This window comes from Litoribacterium kuwaitense (assembly GCF_011058155.1).
In the GTDB taxonomy this organism is placed as follows: Bacteria; Bacillota; Bacilli; order Bacillales; family DSM-28697; genus Litoribacterium; species Litoribacterium kuwaitense.
Window position 1 is genome coordinate 1 of sequence record NZ_JAALFC010000111.1, and the last position, 482, is coordinate 482.

Annotated in this window: 2 tRNA genes and 1 rRNA gene; all 3 read right to left on the bottom strand. The window is 51.0% G+C overall.

Going from position 1 to position 482, the window contains the following annotated elements:
• Positions 1-47 precede the first annotated feature (47 nt).
• Positions 48-123, bottom strand: a tRNA-Ala gene (locus tag G4V62_RS19230).
• A 65-nt stretch (positions 124-188) separates the two neighbouring features.
• Positions 189-265: transfer RNA gene (locus G4V62_RS19235), tRNA-Ile, on the bottom strand.
• Between the two features lie 166 nt (positions 266-431).
• A 16S ribosomal RNA gene (locus G4V62_RS19575) occupies positions 432-482 on the bottom strand; the annotation flags it as partial.

Sequence of the window (482 nt, forward strand, 5' to 3'; positions counted from 1 at the left end):
TTTTTTGTCGGTTATCTAGTTTTCAAGGATCCTCTGATACATACATTTGGTGGAGCCTAGCGGGATCGAACCGCTGACCTCCTGCGTGCAAGGCAGGCGCTCTCCCAGCTGAGCTAAGGCCCCAAATAAAGGTATATATACAATTAAACGTCATCTGCTTGTGGCATTTCGAACAATAAAGTACGAAATGGTGGGCCTGAGTGGACTCGAACCACCGACCTCACGCTTATCAGGCGTGCGCTCTAACCGGCTGAGCTACAGGCCCACAGACAAATGAAGCACGTACGATGAATCCAATACGCGCGTGAAAGGTAATTACCCTCTCAAAACTGACAAAAGCCATGACGTATGAGGGCGTGCGCCCCCCGCTTTGATGTTCGTCGTCCGCCTTCATCCGGCAACGGATGAAACCGTACGCGACATTTCCTTAGAAAGGAGGTGATCCAGCCGCACCTTCCGATACGGCTACCTTGTTACGACTT